This is a genomic window from Streptomyces synnematoformans, assembly GCF_039531005.1.
Lineage (GTDB): Bacteria > Actinomycetota > Actinomycetes > Streptomycetales > Streptomycetaceae > Streptomyces > Streptomyces synnematoformans.
The window spans coordinates 1-17,917 of record NZ_BAAAPF010000133.1 but is presented as its reverse complement, the minus strand read 5'-3'; the positions used below and the strand labels follow the sequence as shown (position 1 = coordinate 17,917).

Here is a 17,917-nt window from a genome sequence, read left to right as displayed (position 1 = left end):
CGACGGGCGCGAACCCGCCCCCCGCGATCCACACCCCCCCGAACCCCCCGTCGTCGTGCCCCTCGGCGCGGCCGACACCCTGCACCCCGGCCGCGACCCGTGGCCGGACGAGCGCCCCGGCGCCACCGTGCACCTCAGCTCACGCGCGGTGCTCGTCGGCCCCTGGGGCGCCGAAGGGGATCCGGCCGCAGGCGGACCGCCCGCACCGCGGCCCGCCTGCGGCCGGTGCCTCGCGATGCGCTGGCAGCGGCTGCGCACCCGCTCGGAACGGGAGGTGCTGGAGGGCGGGTTCGCGCCCGTCGGCGGCGCGGCGTGGCCGGTGCTCACCGACCACGTCGCCGACGCCGTGTGGGCGGTGTGCCGGGCGGTCGCCGGCCGCCGCTCGCCCGACGGGCTGGCCCGCGTCACCCGCGTCGACCTCGGCACCCTCGCGCTGGCCACGTTCCCGCTGCTGGCCGAGCCGCTCTGCCCGGCCTGCGTGACGCCCGGCGACGACGCGCCCGAGCACGGCCGCATGTACCTCGCTCCCACCCCGAAGCCGGACCCCGGTGTCTACCGCGTCACCCCGCTCGCCGCCCTCGACCTCCCCGAGGCGGCCCTCGCCAACCCCGTCTGCGGCGCCCTCGGCTCCACCACCCACCTCAACCCCGCCTCCACCACCACCGCGCCGATCTCCGGCAGCGCCTTCGTCCGCGGCTACGCCGGCCTCAACGACGTCACGTTCTCCGGCCAGGCCGACGCGTACGCCACCAGCCGCACCCTCGCGTACCTGGAGGGCCTGGAGCGCTACGCCGGCACCCACCCCCGCCGCGGCCTGCGCCCCGTCACCGCCGCCTTCGACGAGCTGGCCGCCGAGTGGGGCCGGACCACCGTCGTCGACCCCCGGCGCACCGGGCTCTACGCCCCGGAGACGTACCGCGACGACCCGATGGTCGACCCGTTCGACCCGGCCCGCCCCATCCCCTGGATCTGGGGCCACTGCCTGCGCGACGACCACCCCGTGCTCGTACCGGCGCGGCTGGTGCACTACAGCGCCGGGCTGCCCGACGACAACTTCGTCTTCGAGTGCTCCAACGGCTGCGCCACCGGCGGCTCGCTCGCGGAGGCCGCGCTCTACGGGCTGCTGGAGCTGATCGAGCGCGACGCCTTCCTCCTCGCCTGGTACGGCCGCGGCCCGCTCACCCGCGTCGACCCGCGCTCCACCGGCGACCCGCGGGTGCGCGGCATGCTGGACCGGGCGGCGCTGCTCGGCTACGCGGTACGGGCCTTCGACACCCGCAGCGACCTGGGCATCCCGGTGATCACCACGGTGGCGGTACGGGCGGACGGCGGCCCCGGGCTGCTGTCCTTCGGCGCCGCCGCCGGCCTCGACCCGGCGGCCGCGCTGACCGGCGCGCTCAGCGAGGTGCTGACGTACATCCCGCACCTGCCGTACCAGGTGGCCGAGCGGCGCGCCGAACTGGAGGCCATGGCCGAGGACTTCGGCCGCGTCCGGCAGCTGAAGGACCACGCGCAGCTCTACGGGCTGCCGCGGATGGCCGAGCACGCCGGGGACTTCCTGACGGACGACCCGGCGCTGCCGCTGGCCGAGGTGTACGCCGACTGGGCGCAGGTGCGGCCGGCGACGCTGGACCTGCGGGACGACCTGCGGCTCCTCGTCGACGCGCTGGCGGCGCACGGGTACGACGCGGTGGCCGTCGACCAGACGACGCCGGAGCAGCGGGCGGTGGGGCTGCGGACCGTCGCGACGCTGGCGCCGGGGCTGCTGCCGCTGGACTTCGGCTGGCACCGGCAGCGGGCGCTGCGGATGCCGCGGCTGCTGGCGGCGGCCGCGGAGCGCGGTGCGGCGGGCGGCGACGGTCTGCGCGCGGTGCCGCACCCGTTCCCGTAGCGGAGCGGCCGCGACGGCGCAGCCACAGACATGCCCACAGAGATGCCGCAGCCCTCCCGGGAGGAACGGACCCGTCCCGGGAGGGCTGTCTCCGGGTGCGGCGCTACCGACGGTGCGTCAGGCGCTGCACGAGGTGGTGCTCGTGGTGCTGGAGCAGGTGGAGGTGGACGAGCAGGAGGTCGAACCGGCGAGGACGACCTCGGCCTGGTCCGAGTAGTCCGAGATCTCGAAGGTCTCCGACTCCAGCTCCAGGATCTCGTCGGCGAGGGTGGAGAGCGCCTTGTCAGCCATGGGAACTCCTTCTTCCGTATCCGAGGGCGGGCCCGCCGCCCGTGCGACCGGCGGATCCCCGTGGTTGTCCCGAACATTGAATCGACCGCCGCTGCCACCACCGGCCCCGTTTCGCTGTCACTTCACTGACACCCGGCGACAGGGAGGTGAGTCCGCGTTGATCACCGCGTCGGGCAGGGTGGAACTGCTCGGGGGTCTCAGCAGAGGAGCGTGGCGCGCATGGCCGTACCCGCGGATGTCCTCCGGTCCGCCGTGGAGTGCTGTCTCGACGTCCACCTCCACCCCGAGCCGTCCGGCGCCGAGGAGCGCACCGCCGGGGTGCTGGCCGACCGGCTCGCCGCCGACGGCTACGCCGTCACCCGCGGCGTCGGCGGCCACGGCGTCGTCGGCCTGCTGCGCCGCGGCGCGGGCCCGACCGTCCTGCTGCGCGCCGAACTCGACGCGCTGCCCGTCACCGAGGACACCGGGCTGCGCTACGCCAGCACCGTCCCCGGCGTCGCCCACGCCTGCGGCCACGACCTGCACCTCGCCGCGCTCGGCGGCGCCGCCCGGCTGCTCGCCCGGGACACCGGCGGCTGGCGCGGCACCGTCGCCGTCGTCGGCCAGCCGGCCGAGGAGACGCTCGACGGCGCGCTGGCGATGCTGCGCGCCGGGCTCTACGACCTCACCGGCCCGCCCGACGCCGTCCTCGCCCAGCACACCGCACCGCTGCCCGCGGGCACCGTCGCCCACGCCGACGGCGGCCCGCTGCTGGCCGGCACGGCCGCGGTCGACGCGGTGCTGCACGGCGCCGGTGGGCACGCCGGGGCGCCGCACCTGACGGTCGACCCGGTGGTGTCGGCGGCGGCGGCCGTGCTGCGGCTGCAGACCCTGGTGGCCCGCGAGCGGGCCCCGGCCGAGCAGGCCGTGCTGACCGTGGGCCGGCTCGCGGCCGGCACCGAGGCGAACGTCATCCCCGACCGCGCGGAACTGGGCATCAGCCTGCGGGCGTTCGACGAGGGCACCCTGGACCAGCTGCTGGCGGGCGTACGCCGGGTGCTGGCCGGCGAGGCGGCGGCCGCGGGCGCGCCGCGGGACCCGGAGGTGACGGTGCGGGCCCGCTCGCGGGCGCTGCAGCCGGACGCGCCGCTGACGGCCCGGCTGCGGGCGGCGCACGTCGCGGCGCTGTCCCCGGCCCGGGTGCTGCGCTGGCAACCGGCCACCGCGGCGGAGGACTTCGCCTGGTACGGCCCCGCCGGCGCGGAGGTGCACGGCGCCCCCGGCGTCCGGCTCGGCTACTGGATGCTGGGCACGGTCTCCGCGGCGGCCCGCCGCGAAGCGGCGCGAACGGGCCACCCGGTGCCGGGGAACCACTCGCCGCGGTTCGCGCCGGACCTGCGCACGGCGCTGCCGACGGGCATCGAGGCGCTGACGGCGGCGGCGCACCGGGCGCTGGCCGCGGACGACCCGCCGGACGCCGGCGCGGACGCCGGCGCCGGTGCAGGTGCCGGCTCCGGTTCCGGCGAGGGGGACGGATGACCGGGGGCGGCGGCCGGACGGTCGAGGTCGCGTTCGTACGGCAGGACTTCGACGCCCCGCCGGCGGAGACGACGGCGGTCCGGCTGCTGTGGCTGCTGCGGGCTCACCTGCCGCACGAGCTGCGGGTGGAGTCGGAGCGGATCCGGCTGACGCTCGCGGTGCCGGAGGGCGGGACGGCGGTGGGGGCGGAGCGGGCGATGGGCGACGTGCTGTCGCACCGGGCGTGCGTGGGCTGGTCGGTGGAGAGCTGAACGCGGTGGAGGTGCCGAACGGGGTGGAGGTGCCGAACGGGGTGGAGGTGCCGGACGCCGCTCAGACCCAGCCGCGCTCCCGGGCGAGCAGCGCGGCCTGGGCGCGGGTCGAGGCGCCGAGCCGGCGCAGCACGTCGGCGATGTGCCGGCGGTACGTACGCACCGAGACCCCCAGGTCCCGGGCCCCCGTCTCGTCCTTGCCCACCTCGCACATCATCCGCAGCACCCGCAGCTCCGCCTCCGACAGCTCCGTCTCCGGCTCCTCGCCGGGCTCGCGCAGCTCGACGGAGACGTCCTCGGCCTGCTCCCACACCTTCTCGAAGAGCCCGGACAGCGTGCTGACCAGCCCCGGCCCCCGCACCATCAGGGCGCCGTGGTCGCTGTTCTTCGGGTCCTTGGGCATCAGGGCCACCCGCCCGTCGTACACCGCGAGCTGGTCCGTGATCTCCTCGACCACCCGCACCTCCCCGCCGCGGGCGAGCAACTCCCGCACGTGCCCCGCGACCCGGGGATGCTGCAGCGTGTCCGCCGGCAGCACCAGCCGCCGCCGCACCCCGCGCTTCAGCGCCCGCCACTCCACCGCGCGCCGCTTGAGCACCGCCTCGGACATCAGGTGGAAGCCGGGCTCGACGGAGGCGATCTCCTCCCGGGCGAAGAAGACCAGCTCCTCCATCTTGTTGCTGAGGTCCGCCCGCTCCTCGATCTCCTCCACCCCGTGCTCGCCGCCGTACGCGCCCCCCGAACCGCCCTCCGCCGAGGCCCCCGAGCCCGTCACGTCCTCCGCCCGCAGGGTGGCAAGAACGTGCCGGCTCTGGGTGATCCGCTGGATCTCCTGGTACATCTCGCGCAGCCGCAACTCGGTCAGCCGTGCCACGACCTGCTCCGGATCGACGGGACGGAACCACCCCGGCCGATCCCCGGGTCTCAGCAGCCGCAGCCCCACCAGGCGGGTCATGGCCTGATCCATTTCATGCGGGGCGATGCCGAGCTTCACGAAAAGCCCTTCGGCGGGTGAATCGGGGTGCCGCAGGAAGTGCCGGTACAGTTGCTCCTCCGCGGGGGAGATACCGAAAACTCCCATTTCGTTGGTGTGCACGGCGAGCCTCCTGCATTGAGCGGATCTGCCCCGAGGCACCGTCGGCCCCTGGCCCCATGGTTCCGCGCCGTCGCCACGACGGAGTGAACTTCGGCGTAACGACAATTTGTCACGCCGCAGCGCGCCGCGCGAGGTATACCCCCGGCAAATCCGTGGAACAGAGGCCCTGCGGCCGGGCGCCCGGCCGCAGGGCCTCGCGCGCCCGGGCTAGTCCTTCAGGAGGCGCATCGTGAACTGCCGGTTGCTGTCCGTCTCCCTCCAGTCGAAGGAGTCGATGTCACCCTTCGGGCACGCCCGGTTGCTTTCGACAGTGCTGTTGAAGGTGCCCTGGGCGTAGACGCACCACCCGTCGGCCTTGGTGTCGTGAACGGTGGCGTCGTAGACGGTGACGGTCGTCCCGCTGCACTTGAACCTGAACTCGATGTGCCCCCCGGTCACCGCGAGCTTCTGCTGGTTGCCCTCACCCTGGCCGCACCGGTAGGTGGCGAAAAGGGTCGGCGGCTCCTCGGCGGACTGTGCGGGAGCGGCGGCCAGGCCCGTGGCCATGGCGGCGCCCGCGGCCGCAACAAGTGCGGCACGGGTCTTCGGCAGCCTGTTCGTCCAGACTCCTTCTGTCGTTGCCGTCCGGCTGGTGCCGGCGGCCTGCAGGAGTCGAGCCTGGGTGACCGGAGGCATGTCTGACAGGTCCCTTCCGCCGCTCCAGACAATTCGTGTGATCGGCAACGGATGGCGCTATGTCGTCTTGCTGGCCGGTCGCGGAGGTTCGTAGCGTCGGGGCGGGGATCCACTGGACGACGGGGGGAACGATCATGGGGCGTCGTGAGCGTGCGCTGGATCCGGCCGGCGGGCCGGTCGTGCGGTTCGCCGGCGAGTTACGGCAGCTGCGCCGGGAGGCCGGCGGGGTCACCTACCGGGCGATGGCGCAGCAGGCGCACTTCTCGGCCGCCACCCTCGCGCAGGCCGCCGCAGGCGACCGGTTGCCGTCGCTCGCGGTCGCGCTGGCCTACGCCGCCGCCTGCGGCGGGGAGCGCGGGGAGTGGGAGCGGCGCTGGCGGCAGGCCGCGCGGGAGGCGGCCGAGGAGGCCCGCGCGGACCGGGGCGGGGACGAGGCCGAGTCGCCCTACCTCGGGCCGGCCCGCTTCGAGGTCGGGGACGCCGAGCGCTTCTTCGGCCGGGACGCTCTCGCCGACCGGCTCGTGGAACTGCTCGGCCGGCGGCACCTGGTGGTGGTGGCCGGGCCCTCGGGCAGCGGCAAGTCCTCCCTGCTGCGCGCCGGGTTGATACCGCGGCTGCGCCGGGCCGCGCCGCGCCGGGACCGGCCCGCGGTGATCCGCATCCTCACGCCCGGCGAGCGGCCGGCGCGCACGTACGCGGACCTGCTCGACCCGCGGCGGGCCCGGCCGGGCACGGTGCTCGTGGTGGACCAGTTCGAGGAGGTCTTCACCCTGTGCACCGACCGGGCCGAGCGCACCCGCTTCCTCGGCCTGCTGTGCGCCGCCGCCGAGCCCGGCCACGGCATCCGCGTCGTGCTCGGCTTACGCGACGACTTCCACGGCCACCTCACCCGGCACCGGGCCCTCGCCGAGGCCGCCCGCGAAGCCACGCTGCCGGTCACGCCCATGAGCGAGGCGGAGCTGCGGGAGGCGGTCGTGAGACCGGCGGCCCTGGGCGGGCTGGTGGTGGAACGGGCACTGACCGCCCGGCTCGTCCGCGAGGCCGCCGACGAGCCCGGCGGCCTGTCGCTGCTGTCCCACGCCCTGCGGGAGACCTGGTACCGGCGCAGCGGCCGGGTCCTGACGCAGGCCGCGTACGACGCCGCCGGCGGTCTCCACGGCGTCGTCGCCCGCATCGCAGAGGACCTCTACCGCAGCCTCACCGACGACCAGGCCGAAGCGGCCCGCCGGATCCTGTTGCGGCTGGTCACGCCCGGCCAGAGCAGCCGGGACGACCAGGACGGCCGGGACACCCGGGACGGCCGGGACACCCGGCGCCCGGCCGGCCGCACCGAGCTGGTCGCGCTGGGCCCCGGGACGGCCGCCGAGGTGCAGGCGGTCCTGGAGCGCCTGGCCGGCGCCCGCCTGGTCACCCTGGCCGGGGACACCGTCGAGCTGGCCCACGAGGCGGTCCTGACCGCCTGGCCCCGGCTGCGCGCGTGGATAGCCGCCGACCGCGAACGGCTCCGCGTCCAGCGCCAGCTCACCGACTCCGCCCGCACCTGGCGGTCCCTCGGCCGCGACCCCGGCAGCCTCTACCGCGGTGTGCGGCTGGAGCTGGCCGAGCGGCACTGCCCCGCCGGCCGGCGGGACGATCTCACGCCACTGGAACGGGAGTTCCTCGTCACCAGCCTCGCCGCCCGCCGCCGTACCCACCGCGTCCGCCGCACCCGGACCGCCGCGCTGTCCGTCCTGGTCGTCCTCTCCCTCGTCGCCGCCCTCGTCGCCTGGCAGCAGATCCGGGCCGGTGAGCACCGCCGCATCGAGGCCGAGGCCCGCCGCGTCGCCGGCGTGGCCGACAGCCTGCGCACGTCCGACCCGCAGACCGCCATGCACCTCAGCCTCGCCGCCTGGGACCTCGCCGACCTGCCCGAGACCCGCGCCGCGCTCACGGCCGCGGCGGCGCAGCACGAGCGGGACGTCTTCACCGACCCGGAGGGCGGCACGCGGACCATGCGGCGGCTCAGCACGGACGGCCGCACCCTGCTCAGCGTCGGCCCGCTGCGCGTCGCCCGCTGGGACCTCGACACCCGTCGGCAGGTCGAGGACCTGCCTGGCCCGGGCCTGCTGCCGGAGGTGGGCCGGCCCCGGGCGGACGCCGGGTGGCTGCCGGTCTTCGACCCCTCCTCGCAGGTCGCGGTCTACGACCTCGCCGACGGACGCCGGGACGGGCCGCCGCTGGCGGACGCCGACGGCGGCGCGGAGATGGGGCCCGGCGGTCGCACCCTGCTGGTGTACGACGCCGACGGGGCGGACCGGCGTATCCAGCTGTGGGACCCGCACACCCGGCGCCGGCTGCTGGAGATCGAGGACGGCGGCGGCACCCCCGGCGCCTACCCCCAGGGCTGGTCCAGGAGACACGTCCAGATCCCCGACCGGGCGCACCGTACCCTGACGCACGACCCGTCCTTCCCCGACGCCACCCTCAGCCCGGACGGCAGCCGCCTGGCCCTGTGCGTCCCCGGCGAGCGGCTGCAGCTGTGGGACGTCGCCGAGGGGCGCAGGCTGCCCGCCCCCCGGCTGCCGGAGGTCTCGGTCAGCACATGCCTGCAGGAGCGGGTCAGGTTCAGCCCCGACGGCGGCCGGCTGGCTCTCTTCGACGGCGGCGGCTTCCGCACCTGGCGGATCAGCACGGGCCGGGAACTCCCGGCGATCGAGTACCCCGGCCTGGAAGACGCAGAGTTCAGCCGGGACGGCGCCTTCGTGGCGGCCTCGGACGGTGGGGAGATCCTGGTGTGGCGGCTGGCCGCCCCCCGGTACCCGGTCTTCCGGCACCGGCTCTCCGGGGAGACCGTCAAGGACCTGAGGCTCGACGCCGACACCGCCACCCTCCGCTACCTCGCCGGCCCGTACGACGGGAACGGCCCGACCGTGCACACCCTCGACCTGGGGCGGTCCGTCGACCGGTCGTGGAGCGGCCGTCAGGGCGAGGAGGCGAGACTGAGTCCGGACGGCGCCGCGCTGGCCGTCGCCCGGCCGGACGCCGACGGCGGGCACCTCCGCTTCCGCGTGCTCGACGTGCGCACCGGCGAACTCCTGGCGGAACCCGGCCGGATGCCGTGCCCGCCGCCCGACACGTTCTGCCGCGCCCTCATGGCCTTCGACTCCACCGGAAGGAACCTCGTCTACGGCGTGGCGCCCGAAGGGCTCCCCGCATTCGAGCGCGGGCGGATCGCGCGCTACGACATCTCCCGGCGCCGCACCACAGCCGTCCTCGACCGCGACGAACTCGGTCCGGGCGGGCTGTCGAACGTCGCCTTCGGCCCGGACGACCGCTCCCTGCTGCTCACCAACGCGTACGGCCCGGACCTCACCGAGACCCGGGTCTGGGATCTGCGCCGCCGGAAGGTGACCGGCACCATCCCCCACACGGCGGGCACCTCGGTGCCGCACCCGGGCGGCCACCTGGTCGCGACCACCGGGGGCAGGGCGTACCGGCTGCCTTCCGGCGAGCTGCTGCCGCCGGCCCGAGGGACCGGCCTCGCCACCGCCCTGGCGTTCTGCCGGGACGGGGAGTACCTGGCCGCCGGGGACGCCTCCGGCCGGGTCGTGCTGTGGGACGGCGAGCTGCGGCGGCAGACCGGCACCCTCGACGCCCCCGAGACCCCCGCCCGCGGCGGCGTCTCGGCGCTGGCCTGCTCGCGCGACGGCCGGACCCTGGCGGTCGCCGGGGACGGGGGCACCCTGCAGCTGTGGGACGCCTCCTCCCGCCGGCGGATCGGATCGCCGCTGCCCACCTCCGGCGGCGCCGTCACCGCGCTGGCCTTCAGCCCCGGCGGCGGCCGGCTCCACGCCGCCGGCGACCGCACCCCGCCGCAGACGTACGACATCGACCCGGACCGGGCCGCGCGCGCCGTCTGCCACCGCGTCACCGGCGAACTCTCCCCGCGCGAGTGGCAGCGGCACCTGCCGGACACCCCCTACCGGGAGACGTGCCCGCGCGGGCGCTGAAACGCGTGGACGGCAGGGGGGCGGTGGAGAGACGATCACGGGATGGACGAGGACCGTACGTTCGACGCGCTTGTCGCCGAGGCCGCAGCCGTGCCCACCGAGGGCTGGGACTTCTCCTGGTTCGAGGGCCGCGCCACCGAGGCCCGGCCCTCCTGGGGGTACCAGCGGGCCATGGGTGCGCGGATGGCCCGCGCCGGCGCGGCGCTGGACATCCAGACCGGCGGCGGCGAAGTACTCGCCGGGGTGCCCGTGCGGCCGGCGGTGTGCGTCGCCACCGAGGCGTGGCCGCCGAACGTCGCCCGGGCCACGGCCCTGCTGCACCCGCTCGGCACCGTCGTGGTCGCGGCTCCGGACAAGCCGCCGCTGCCGTTCGCGGACGGGGCGTTCGACCTCGTCGTCAGCCGGCACCCCGTCCGGCCGGACTTCGCGGAGGTCGCCCGCGTGCTGCGGCCCGGCGGGACGTACTTCGCGCAGCACGTCGGCCCGGCGAGCGTCTTCGAGCTGGTCGAGTACTTCCTCGGGCCGCAGCCCGCGGACAGCCGGAACAACCGCCACCCCGAGCGGGAGCGCGCGGCGGCGGAGGCGGCCGGGCTGGAGGTCGTGGACCTGCGGACGGAGCGGCTGCGGATGGAGTTCCACGACGTGGGGGCGGTGACGTACTTCCTGCGCAAGGTGGTCTGGATGGTGCCGGGCTTCACGGTGGCGGCGTACCGGCCGCGGCTGCGGGAGATGCACGAACTGATCCGGTCGGAGGGCCCGTTCGTCGCGCACAGCTCCCGGACCCTGTTCGAGGCCCGCTTGCCGGGCTGAACGGGGCGCTGCGCGCCCCCTGCCCCGTGGCGGAGCAGGGGGCGCGGTGCCGTCAGATCCCGAACGCCTTCGGCCAGCGGATCAGGCCGGCGGGCAGCGGGTGTGCGGCCTCGTCGAGCGCGAGGGCCATCACCGCGTCGTCCGGAGCGTCGACGCTGAGGCGGATGCCGTGCGCGGACGCCCGCGTGAAGCCGAACCGCGGGTAGTACGCCGGGTGTCCGACCAGGACGACGTACCGCTCGCCCCGCCCCGCGGCGGCCGCGAGCGCCGCCCGTACGGCGGCGGAGCCCACCCCGTCGCGCTGCCGCTCCGGCCGTACGGAGACGGGGCCCAGGCACAGGGCCGCGGTGTCGCCGATGTGGCCGCGGGTGAGGAGGATGTGCCCGACGACCCGGCCGTTGTCGTCGTCACCGTCGTCGCCGTCGTCGCGGTTGTCCTCCGTGACGACGAGGGACAGGCCCGGGAGCCACGCGGTCTCGTCCGCGCGCAGCTCTTCGACCAGGTCGGCTTCCAGGGCCCGGCCGAAGGCGGCGAGGGTGGTCTCGCGGATGGCGGGGATGTCGGCGCGCGTCTCGGCGCGCGTGAACCAGGTGTTGCCCATGAGAGAGGAAGATCCGTTTCGATCGTGTTCGTGTGGATGAGGAGAGCGGGGTCAGGCCACTACCCGGGACGTGAGGGAGACCCGGGCGCTGCGCGCAGCGGCCGCTGACGCGGTCATCAACCTCACCTCCCTCGCTCATCTCTCCGGTACGAACACGGCGAGCGCCACCTTACCCGAGGAGGCCGTCCGGCCGCGCGTCAGGGGCGACGGCGGCGGGGGCGACGACCGTGGCGACGACCTTCCGCAGCTCCGCCGGCGCCGGCGGGCCCGACTCGCGGTCGGCGAAGAGGAGGTGCGCGGCGCCGACGAGGGTGGGGGCGAGTGCGGGGATGTCGGCGTCGGGGGCGAGGCGGCCGCGGTCGCGTTCTGCGGTGAGGTACGCGGCGAGCATGTCCGCGGCGTCGGTGAGCAGCGGCACCCCGGTCGGGCGGGTGCGGCGGAGGCGGGCGCGGAGGCCGTCACGGGAGACGACGAGGCCGACGACGGCGACGGCGACGGGGTCGAAGAGCGCGGTCAGGGCGTCGCCGAGGTTGCCGACGACGGTGCCGCGGCCGGTGTCGGCGGCGGCCCGCAGGGAAGCGGCCGGGCCTTCGAGGCGGGCGATGCGGTCGAGGACCAGTTCGGCGAGGAAGTCGTCGAAGTCGGCGAAGTGCCGGTGCAGGACGCCCTTGGCGCAGCCGGCCTCTTCGGTGACGGCGCGGCTGGTCAGCGCGTTCGGGCCGGCGCGCAGGAGGATGCGCTCGGCGGCGTCGAAGAGCTGCCGGCGGGGGTCGCGGATGGCGGTGCCGGTGGGCATGGCAGGGGGTTTCCTCGCGGAGCAGGTGGTGGAGTGGGCGGGTGCCCACTATAGTGGGCGCATGCCCACTCTACCGTCTGGCCACGGACCGGACCGCGGCTCCCGGGCGTCCGGCGCGGAGCCGCACCGCGCCCGCGACATGGCGGAGTCGTTCGGCGCGGACCCGGCACGCTACGACCGCACGCGCCCCCGCTACCCGGAGGAGCTGATCGCCCGCATCGCTGCGGGCGCCGAGGGCTCCCGGGGCGCCGGGGGCGCCGTCCTCGACGTCGGCGTCGGCACCGGCATCGTCGCCCGCCGGCTCCGCGCCGCCGGCTGCCGCGTCCTGGGGCTGGACGTCGACGCGCGCATGGCCGCGTACGCCCGCCGCGACGGCCTCGACGTCGAGGTCGCCCCGTTCGAGGACTGGGACCCGGCCGGCCGCCGCTTCGACGCCGTCGTGGCGGGCCAGACCTGGCACTGGATCGACCCCGTCGCGGGCGCGGCGAAGGCGGCCGCGGTGCTGCGCCCCGCCGGCAGGATCGCCGTGTTCTGGAACGTCTCCCGGCCCGCCGCCGACGTCGCCGGAGCCCTCGGCGCCGCGTACCGCGAAGCCCTGCCCGACGCCCCGCTCAACCCGTGGAGCCGCACCGCGCTCGACGGCCACTCGGCGATCGTCGACAGGACGGCCGACGGCATCCGCCGCGCGGGCGCCTTCGGCGAGCCGGAGGAGTGGCGCTACGGGTGGGAGCGCACGTACACCCGCGACGAGTGGCTGGACCAACTCCCCACCGGCGGCGGCATGGCCCGTATCCCGCCCGACCGGCGGGCCGCCCTGCTCGACGCCACCGCCGCGGCCGTCGACTCCCTGGGCGGCGCGTTCCCGATGCGGTACACGGCCCTGGCGGTCACCGCCGTCGTTCAGGCCCGGGTGTAGCCGCCGTCGGCGAACAGCTCGGCGCCGGTGACGAACGACGAGGCGTCCGAGGCCAGGAAGAGGGCGGCCGCGGCGATCTCCCCGGCGTCGGCCAGCCGCCCCAGCGGCACGGTGGCCTCGGCGAACCGGTCGGCGTCCGGCCCCACGGCGCCCACCAGGCCGGGCGTCCGCGTGGGCCCCGGGCTGAGCACGTTGACCCGGAACCGGCGCTCCCGCGACTGCCGGGCCCAGTTGTGCACGAGGCTGCTCACCGCCGCCTTCGAGGCGCTGTAGACCTCCAGTTGCTCATTGGGCCGCACGCTGTTGCTGGAGCCGACGACCAGGACGGAGGCGTTCTCCGCCAGCAGCGGAAGCGCCTTCTGCACGGTGAACAGCGGGCCCTTGACGTTGACGGCGAGCGTCAGGTCGACGTTCGCCTCGGTGTGGGCGCCGAGCGCGGCGTCCGCGGCGAGTCCCGCGTTGGCCACCAGCACGTCGATGCGTCCGGCCTCCTCGCGGACTCGCGCGTAGAGCGCGTCGAGGTCGGCCAGGACCGAGACGTCGGACCGTACGCCGGTGGCCGCCGGGCCCAGCTCCGCGGCCGCCGCTTCGAGGCGGTCGCGGTCCCGGCCGGTCACGAAGACCCGTGCGCCCTCCCGGACGAAGCGGTGGGCGATGGCCAGCCCGATCCCGCTGGTCCCTCCGGTGATCACGGCCACCTTCTCCTGCAGCACGCCCGGCATGTCGAACCCCTTCGGTTGTGGAATGGATCGTCCATAACGTAGGCAGTAATGGACGATCGAGTCAAGAACGGGTAGGCTGGGATCATGCCGAGGCCACGCGCATTCGACGAACGCCGCGTCCTCAAGCGGGCCCGGGACCGGTTCTGGGAGACCGGCTACGCCGGCACCCGGATGGACGACATCGCCCAGGCCACCGGCCTGGGCAAGGGCAGCCTGTACGGCGCGTTCGGCGACAAGGGCAAGCTGTTCCACCGGGTCTTCGGCGACTGGTGCACCGCGGTCGTCGAGGTGGCCGAAGAGCGGCTGGCGGGCGGCCCGGACGCAGAGGCTCTGGCCCGGCTGGAGGGTTACGTGCGCCTGATGGCGGAGAACACCGCCGCGGACACCGGGCGCCGCGGGTGCCTGTTGGCCAAGGGGGTGGCGGAGCTGGCCGAGCACGATCCGGCGGTCGCCGGGCGGTCGGCCGAGACGATGACGGCGCTGCTGACCCTGCTGCGGACGGAGATCAGTGCCGCCCAGCGCCACGGCGACATCGACAGCGCCGCGGATCCGGAGCGGCTGGCGGCGCTGCTGCTGACGGTGGTCCGCGGTGTCGAGGCGGTGGGCAAGGCCGGCCTGGACCCGGAGACGCTGCGGAACGTCGCGGACACCGCACTGGCGGTCCTGCCCCGCCCCCGGGGGTAGCGCGCCGCGCATCCGTGCACTTCCCCCTGGCCGCCCTGCCTGACGTCTACCCCATACAGGCGTATTATCCCTATATGGGCCACCCCTCGCGTGCGGCCGGCGGTACACGGCACCACGACGGCTCCGGTGCCGCGGACGGCCTCGCATGGCTGGAAGCCGCCTTCGGGCGGCTTCTGCGGTCCACCGGCGCCACCATCGGGGTGGTGTACCTGCTGCCGCGGGAGGAGCGCGTGCTGCGGCTCGCGCTGACCTACGGGTTGTCGCGAAGACTCATCGCGCCCTGGGCGCGCATCCCCCTCGACGCCCCCATCCCCGTCGCGCAAGCCGTGCGCGAGCGGCGGCTGGTGTGGGTCGCCGACCAGGAGGAGATGGCCCGCCGCTTCCCGCGCGTCGGCTACGTCATGCCGTACGACTTCGCGCTCGCCACCCGCCCGATCGCCTCCGACGACACCGTGTGGGGCGGGTTCGTGCTCCTGTGGCCGATCGGGCATCCCGCGCGGCTGAGCCCGACGGAGCACACCGCGCTCAGCACGTTCGGCCGCCGCTGCGCGCTGTGGCTGCAGCGGGCCGCCGAGCGCGGCGAGGCGGTGCGAGCGGCGGAGGAGCCGCGGGTGCTGATGCCCGCACGGCCAGGGCCGCCCGCGCGGGCGGCGACGCGGGCGTCGGCGGCGTTCGTGGAGCGGCTGCCGGTGGGCTGCTGTGCGCTGGACCTCGACGGGCGCATCACGTTCTGCAACGAGGCCGGGGCCGACCTGCTGGGGACCGACTCCGCGCAGCTGCTCGGCGTGCGGCCGTGGGAGACCGCCGCGTGGCTGCGCGACCCGGTCTGCGAGGAGCGCTACCGGGCGGCGGTGATGTCCCGGCGGCCCACGTCCTTCACCGTCGTACGGCCGCCGGACCGCCGGCTGCTCTTCGAGTTGTACCCCGACGCCACCGGCATCAGCGTCCACATCACGCCCGTCCCCACCGGCCCGACCACCGCGGCCAGCCCCGGCCGGTCAACGGCGCCGGCCCCCGACCACGTCGGCGCGACCGCGCTCTACCACCTGATGGACGTGGCGGCGGCGCTGACGGAGGCCGTCGGCCTGCGGGAGGTGGCCGATCTGGTCACCGACCTCCTGGTGCCCGCGTTCGGCCCGCAGGCGATGCTGCTGATGGCCGCGGAGGAGGGCCGGCTGCGTACGATCGGCCGCCGCGGCCTCGCCGCCGCGGACGCCGACGGCGCCGACACCCTGGAGCTGGCCGCCGGCCACCCCGCCGCGCACGCGCTGGCCACCGGCCTGCCCAGCTTCTTCAGCAGCGTCGCCGAGCTGCGCCGCGCCTACCCCGCCGTGCCCTGCCCGGAGGGCATGGCCGCCTTCGCCTTCCTGCCGCTGCTCGCCACCGGCCGGATGATCGGCACCCTGGTCCTGTCGTACCGGCGCGAGCACGCCTTTCCGCCCACCGAGCGGGCCGTGCTGACCTCGCTGGCCGGGCTCATCGCCCAGGCGCTCGACCGGGCGCGGCTGTACGACGCGAAGCTGGAGCTGGCCCGCAGCCTGCAGGCCGGGCTGCTGCCGCGCAGCCTGCCGCCCATCGACGGCCTGGAGGTGGCCGCCCGCTACCTGCCCGCCGGCCGCGGCATGGACATCGGCGGCGACTTCTACGACCTCATCCGCTACGACGGGACCACCGCGGCCGCGACGATCGGCGACGTCCAGGGGCACAACGTGGGCGCCGCCGCGCTCATGGGCCAGGTCCGTACCGCCGTGCACGCGCACGCCACCGCCGGCACCCCGCCCGGCGACGTGCTCACCCGCACCAACCGGCTCCTCACCGACCTCGACCCCGGCCTCTTCACCAGCTGCCTCTATGCCCGCCTCGACCTGCGCCACCACCTCGCCCACCTCGCCACCGCCGGCCACCCGCCGCCCCTGCTGCGCCACCCCGACGGGCGCACCGAAGCGCTCCCGCTGCCCCCGGGGCTCCTGCTGGGCATCGACCCCGCCGCCCGGTATCCGACCACCGAGGTGCCGCTGCCGCCCGGCACCGTGCTGGCGCTCTACACCGACGGGCTGGTGGAGACCCCGGGTGAGGACATCGGCAGCGCGACGGCGGAGGTGGCGCAGAAGCTGGCGCGGGTCGGGGACCGGTCGATGGACGAGCTGGCGGACTCGCTGGTGGGGCGGGCGGCGCGGATGAGCACGCGGCACGACGACATCGCGCTGATGCTGATCCGGGCACTGCGAGAGCCGCCCTGATCGGGGGCGCCGTTTCTTGTCACAGGTGTGCTGCAAACGGTCTTCTGGGCGTGCTGGTGTGGTGCGGAAACTCCCTATAGTGTCGGCGACTTGAGCACCCGTGTGCAGATTGCTCAACCCGGCGCACACACCCGACCTGGGACAGGCCACCTGCCCGGAGGAGCCCGTCGATGACCGCGCACCAGGATGCAGCCCCCCGCCGGGCCCCGCGTCCCCGACTGCCCGCACCCCTGCCGGCCCTGTTCGTCACCGCGCCCGCGACCGCGGTCGCGGTCCTGGCGGCGGCGGTGGCGGGACCCGACGACCACACGAAGCAGATCGTCTACGGCGGTGGCGCCGCCGCCGTCCTGCTGTGCATAGCCGTGGCCGCCGCGGCCGGGTACCGGGCGAAGGCCGCCCGCGCCGACGAGCGCGCCGCCGCGGCGGCCGGCGCCGCCGCCGTCTTCGCCGACCGCGTCGTGCCCGAGGTGCTGTCGAAGATCGCCGCCGGGGCGCCCGTGGACGAAGCGCTGGCCGCCGCCCCGCAGTTGGACAACCAGGCGTACCGGCGCGCCCTCCAGCAGGTCGCCGAGGAGGCGCGGCGCAGCGAGAACCGCCGCGCCGCCGCCATGGCCTCCTGCGCCAACGCCGCCGGCCGGATGCAGGCCATCACCACGAGCATGCTCGCCGACCTGCGCGAGATGGAGCACCGGCACGGCGACGCCGACGTCCTCGGCGACCTCCTCCACCTCGACCACCGCACCGCCCAGGCCGGCCGCGTCGCCGACAGCATCGCGGTGCTGAGCGGCGCCCGCTCCGGCCGCCGCTGGGCGAAGCCGATCGCGATGGAGTCCATCCTGCGCGGCGCCATGGGCCGCATCGCCGGTTACCAGCGGGTCCGGCTGAAGGCCGTCTCCGAGGTGGCGGTCGCGGGCCACGCCGCCGAGGGCGTCATGCACGCCCTCGCCGAACTCCTCGACAACGCCTGCAACTTCTCGCCGCCCACCACCGAGGTGCACGTCTACGTCTCGGAGGTGCCGGCCGGCGCCGTCGTCACCATCGAGGACAGCGGGCTGATGATGAGCGAGGCCGCGCAGCGGCGCGCGGCGCGCGCCGTCTCCGGCACCGCCACCGACCTCTCCACGCTCACCGGCACCCGGCTCGGCCTGCCCGTCGTCGGCCACCTGGCGCAGAAGCACGGGCTGACCGTGTCGTTCCGGCCCTCGGCCATCGGCGGCACGGGCGTGGTGCTGATGATCCCGCAGGAGCTGATCTCCCGCGCCCGGCCGAGCGAGCCGGTGCGCCGGCCGGCCCTGCCGATGCCCACGGAGGACACCGGCAGCACGCCGCTCCCGGTCCCGCGGCAGCGGGACGTGGCGGCCGGCGAGGACGCCGAGCAGCTGGCCGGCGACGCCGCGCACGAGAACATCGCGCTGGCCGCGCTGCCGCGCATGTCCC

General features: G+C 75.8%; 15 protein-coding genes. 9 read left to right on the top strand and 6 right to left on the bottom strand.

Annotated elements, in window-relative coordinates:
* Nucleotides 1-1,891: TOMM precursor leader peptide-binding protein (locus tag ABD317_RS19815; protein WP_344291287.1), on the top strand; the 1,891-nt coding region annotated here is incomplete at its 5' end.
* A gap of 117 nt (nucleotides 1,892-2,008) precedes the next feature.
* Here the strand turns inward: ABD317_RS19815 and ABD317_RS19810 are convergent.
* The gene (locus tag ABD317_RS19810; RefSeq protein WP_018840305.1) at nucleotides 2,009-2,182 is read right to left on the bottom strand and encodes a thiazolylpeptide-type bacteriocin; all 174 of its coding nucleotides are present in this window, start codon (nucleotides 2,180-2,182) and stop codon (nucleotides 2,009-2,011) included.
* A gap of 219 nt (nucleotides 2,183-2,401) precedes the next feature.
* Here ABD317_RS19810 and ABD317_RS19805 point away from each other — a divergent pair, with 219 nt between their 5' ends.
* On the top strand, nucleotides 2,402-3,700 hold the full coding sequence (locus ABD317_RS19805) for an amidohydrolase (protein WP_344291286.1): 1,299 nt from the start codon (nucleotides 2,402-2,404) through the stop codon (nucleotides 3,698-3,700).
* Nucleotides 3,697-3,951 (top strand): hypothetical protein, encoded by a 255-nt coding sequence (locus ABD317_RS19800; protein ID WP_027754113.1) that lies wholly within the window; start codon nucleotides 3,697-3,699, stop codon nucleotides 3,949-3,951. Before ABD317_RS19805 ends, ABD317_RS19800 begins: the two co-directional genes overlap by 4 nt.
* A gap of 61 nt (nucleotides 3,952-4,012) precedes the next feature.
* Here the strand turns inward: ABD317_RS19800 and ABD317_RS19795 are convergent, their stop codons facing one another.
* Together ABD317_RS19795 and ABD317_RS19790 are read right to left on the bottom strand one after the other, a co-directional pair.
* Nucleotides 4,013-5,047, bottom strand: a complete 1,035-nt coding sequence (locus tag ABD317_RS19795) for a helix-turn-helix transcriptional regulator (RefSeq protein WP_344291284.1) — start codon at nucleotides 5,045-5,047, stop codon at nucleotides 4,013-4,015.
* A gap of 207 nt (nucleotides 5,048-5,254) precedes the next feature.
* Nucleotides 5,255-5,722, bottom strand: a complete 468-nt coding sequence (locus tag ABD317_RS19790; protein WP_344291283.1) for a hypothetical protein — start codon at nucleotides 5,720-5,722, stop codon at nucleotides 5,255-5,257.
* Nucleotides 5,723-5,856: 134 nt separating this feature from the next.
* Here ABD317_RS19790 and ABD317_RS19785 point away from each other — a divergent pair, with 134 nt between their 5' ends.
* Nucleotides 5,857-9,711 (top strand): nSTAND1 domain-containing NTPase, encoded by a 3,855-nt coding sequence (locus ABD317_RS19785; RefSeq protein WP_344291282.1) that lies wholly within the window; start codon nucleotides 5,857-5,859, stop codon nucleotides 9,709-9,711.
* 42 nt (nucleotides 9,712-9,753) lie between these two features.
* On the top strand, nucleotides 9,754-10,521 hold the full coding sequence (locus tag ABD317_RS19780) for a class I SAM-dependent methyltransferase (RefSeq protein ID WP_344291281.1): 768 nt from the start codon (nucleotides 9,754-9,756) through the stop codon (nucleotides 10,519-10,521).
* Between the two features lie 52 nt (nucleotides 10,522-10,573).
* On the opposite strand, the gene ABD317_RS19775 is transcribed toward ABD317_RS19780, so the two are convergent.
* Nucleotides 10,574-11,122 (bottom strand): GNAT family N-acetyltransferase, encoded by a 549-nt coding sequence (locus ABD317_RS19775; protein WP_344291280.1) that lies wholly within the window; start codon nucleotides 11,120-11,122, stop codon nucleotides 10,574-10,576.
* Between the two features lie 169 nt (nucleotides 11,123-11,291).
* Nucleotides 11,292-11,918 (bottom strand): TetR/AcrR family transcriptional regulator, encoded by a 627-nt coding sequence (locus ABD317_RS19770; RefSeq protein WP_344291279.1) that lies wholly within the window; start codon nucleotides 11,916-11,918, stop codon nucleotides 11,292-11,294.
* Nucleotides 11,919-12,057: 139 nt separating this feature from the next.
* Here ABD317_RS19770 and ABD317_RS19765 point away from each other — a divergent pair, with 139 nt between their 5' ends.
* The gene (locus ABD317_RS19765) at nucleotides 12,058-12,834 is read left to right on the top strand and encodes a class I SAM-dependent methyltransferase (RefSeq protein WP_344291288.1); all 777 of its coding nucleotides are present in this window, start codon (nucleotides 12,058-12,060) and stop codon (nucleotides 12,832-12,834) included.
* Here the strand turns inward: ABD317_RS19765 and ABD317_RS19760 are convergent.
* The gene (locus tag ABD317_RS19760) at nucleotides 12,819-13,556 is read right to left on the bottom strand and encodes an SDR family NAD(P)-dependent oxidoreductase (protein ID WP_344291278.1); all 738 of its coding nucleotides are present in this window, start codon (nucleotides 13,554-13,556) and stop codon (nucleotides 12,819-12,821) included. The genes ABD317_RS19765 and ABD317_RS19760 overlap by 16 nt on opposite strands.
* An 84-nt stretch (nucleotides 13,557-13,640) precedes the next feature.
* Between ABD317_RS19760 and ABD317_RS19755 the strand changes: the two genes are divergently transcribed.
* The 3 genes from ABD317_RS19755 to ABD317_RS19745 form a co-directional block, all read left to right on the top strand.
* Nucleotides 13,641-14,240: a TetR/AcrR family transcriptional regulator gene (locus ABD317_RS19755; protein ID WP_344291277.1), complete on the top strand. Its 600-nt coding sequence runs from the start codon at nucleotides 13,641-13,643 to the stop codon at nucleotides 14,238-14,240.
* A gap of 74 nt (nucleotides 14,241-14,314) precedes the next feature.
* The gene (locus ABD317_RS19750) at nucleotides 14,315-16,480 is read left to right on the top strand and encodes a SpoIIE family protein phosphatase (RefSeq protein WP_344291276.1); all 2,166 of its coding nucleotides are present in this window, start codon (nucleotides 14,315-14,317) and stop codon (nucleotides 16,478-16,480) included.
* 170 nt (nucleotides 16,481-16,650) lie between these two features.
* On the top strand, nucleotides 16,651-17,917 hold a 1,267-nt coding region (locus tag ABD317_RS19745), incomplete at its 3' end, for an ATP-binding protein (protein ID WP_344291275.1).